This window comes from Phyllobacterium sp., assembly GCF_037994425.1.
Taxonomy (GTDB): domain Bacteria; phylum Pseudomonadota; class Alphaproteobacteria; order Rhizobiales; family Rhizobiaceae; genus Phyllobacterium.
The window spans coordinates 1-2,582 of sequence record NZ_JBBNAM010000135.1; the positions used below are offsets into that span (position 1 = coordinate 1).

2 protein-coding genes and 1 pseudogene are annotated in these 2,582 nt (G+C 58.9%); all 3 read left to right on the plus strand.

Translation table 11 applies throughout. The features are described 5' to 3' along the window. Positions 1-168: pseudogene (locus AAAB35_RS09785) on the plus strand (nitrilotriacetate monooxygenase); the annotation flags it as partial. Positions 169-181: 13 nt separating this feature from the next. Continuing rightward, entirely contained in the window at positions 182-1,183 is a 1,002-nt protein-coding gene (locus tag AAAB35_RS09790) for an ornithine cyclodeaminase family protein (protein WP_340668093.1), read from the plus strand. Next, on the plus strand, positions 1,180-2,582 hold a 1,403-nt coding region (locus AAAB35_RS09795), incomplete at its 3' end, for an aromatic amino acid lyase (RefSeq protein WP_340668094.1). The genes AAAB35_RS09790 and AAAB35_RS09795, both read left to right, overlap by 4 nt.

The window sequence follows — 2,582 nt, forward strand, 5'->3', positions numbered from 1 at the left end:
GCAGCCGACGGTTATAATATCATGGCTGCCTCTTTCCCGGACGGACTGAACGATTTCATTGATCTTGTCATTCCTGAATTGCGCCGCCGTGAACTGTTTCGCCATGAATATGAAGGGCGCACACTCAGGGAAAATCTTGGAATCAAAATCCCACCGCGTGGCGCATGAGCAAAGAGACATCATGACACCGATCTATATCGACTATCTGAACGCTCTCGACATTGAGGCGCTCGCCTTGACGAATACGGAGATCCTTGTCGCAATCGAAACGTCACTGGCCGCGCAGGGCAATGGCGAGACTGTCATCGAACCAAGGGTGCACCTCGAGCCGGATGCGGCGTTTCGCGGCCATTTCAATGTGTTGCGTGGATATGTTGCGCCCCTCGACCTGGCAGGCGTGAAGATCGTCGGCGACTTTGTCGACAACTACAGGCTGAACTATCCGTCCGAATTCGGTGTCCTGACCCTGTTTGATCCGCGTACCGGCGCGCCGCGCGCCATTCTTGATGCAACCGTGATAACCGACATGCGCACCGGGGCGATCACGGCACTTGGCGCCAAATATCTGGCGCGCAAAAATTCGAAGGTGCTTGGTCACATTGGTGCGCGCGGGACGGCCTACTGGAATGTGCGGCTGCTTGATCAGCTTTATAATTTCGACGAGATCCGCGTGCATTCGCGCCGTCCTGAAAGCCGCGATGCCTTTGCGGCGAAGTTATCGCATGATCTCGGCAAGCAGATCGTTGTGACCGATAGCTGGCGCGCCTGCGTGGAAGGCGCCGATATCATCGTGGAAGCCACGCGCTTGCCCGAGCCGCAACCCCTGCTGAAGACCGAATGGATCAAAAAGGGTGCTTTTGTCGTGCCTTACGGGACAATGAGCGCGGTGGAGCTGTCCCTGACCGATATCATGGACAAGCTGGTGGTGGATGATTGGGGGCAGTGCAAGGCTGGCAAGTTTGGCGCGTTGCGGGCGCATGTCGAGGCGAAGAAACTGTCCGAGACGACATTGCACGCCGAACTTGGCCAGATCGTTGCCGGAAAAAAGACGGGGCGCGAGCATGACGGGGAGACCATCCTTTTCTGGCATCGCGGCCTGTCCTTGAGTGATATCGCGCTCGGCCATGCTTTTTTGGAAAAAGCCAGGGCCGCGCAGATCGGACAGAGGCTGCGTTTCGCATGAACAGGGTGGTTTTCAACGGCGCGGAGACGACTATTGCCGATATCGTCGCGATCGCCCGCAAGGATGCGATCATCGACATTGCAGGCGATGTCGATGATCGCCTGGTGCGGGCGCGAACGATCCTTGATCAGGCAGCAGCGTCCGGACAGCAGATTTACGGTCTCAATACCGGTCTTGGCGCAAACCTGAAAACGTCGGTAACTGCTGATATAAACGTTTTCCAGCAAAAGCTGGTGCTCGGGCGCGGCATGGGCGTCGGGCCATTCTTGCCGCGGGACGTTACACGTGCAGTCCTGGCGGCCCGGGTTTCAATGTTTTGCGTCGGCGGATCGGGAATATCGCCCCATGTGTTCAGGGATCTTTTGGCGCTCCTCAACAGGAAGGTTCACCCAAATGTCCCGTCTTTCGGTTCCATCGGTGCCGGCGATCTTGTGCTCCTTGCGGCGATTGCCGGGACGCTGATCGGCGAGGGCACAGCGGAATTTGGCGGCAAAGTCTATCCATCCCGGCAAGCCCTTGAAAAGGCCGGTCTTGCCGCCTCAAAGCTTGGCCCCAAAGACGGCTTGTCCTTGCTCAATGCATCGGCCGTCTCCGTCGGGCAGGGCGCGCTGGTTGCAACGGATGCCGCCTTTCTCCTCGATTTCCAGCGCCAGGCGGCTGGCTTGAGCTTTGAAGCACTCGGCGGCAACCCACTGATACTCACGCCCGCGATCCAGCATGCGCGCCCGGCTGCCGGTCAAGTTGGCGAAGCGGAGAAGATTCTGGCTCTCCTTGAAGGATCATCGCTGTTTGAAGAAAAAATATCCATTCAGGATCCGCTCTCGCTGCGTTGTGTTGCACCGATCCATGGCGCGCTTGCCCATACGTTGCAGGGGGCGAAGGCGGCTCTCGAAACCGAACTCAATTCGGCCGCGGACAACCCGCTGGTGATCCTCGACGAAGGGCGTGTTTTGTCCACCGGAAACTTTCACACGCCCTCGCTTGCCCTGGCCTTTGAAGCGCTCGGTCTTGCGATCGCACAGGCGGCGTTGGCGAGCGCAGCGCGGTTCGTTCAACTGACGGGTCAAGGCCGCAATGGTCTTCCGCGCTATCTTACGCCCATCGGTGGCGCTTCAGCCGGATTTGTGCCCCTGCAGAAGACCGTAACGGCGCTCATCGGCGCGATCCGGCACAAGGCCAATCCCGTGATGCTGGACTTCCTGCCGGTTTCGGAAGGTGTGGAAGACCATGCAACGCAAACACCCCTTGCAGTGGCCAAGTGCGGCGAGATTGTCGAACTGTGGCGCCATCTCGTGGCATGCGAGATGCTTGCAGCGGCGCAGGCGGTTGACCTGAAGCCCGGCCATCGTTGTGGTCAGGGGGCGTCCAGAACTTATGCGTTCGTGCGCCAGTCGGCAGA

Bases quoted from the DNA above. Each gene is read 5' to 3' on its own strand.
- AAAB35_RS09790 (WP_340668093.1), top strand. From the start codon at position 182: ATGACACCGATCTATATCGACTATCTGAACGCTCTCGACATTGAGGCG.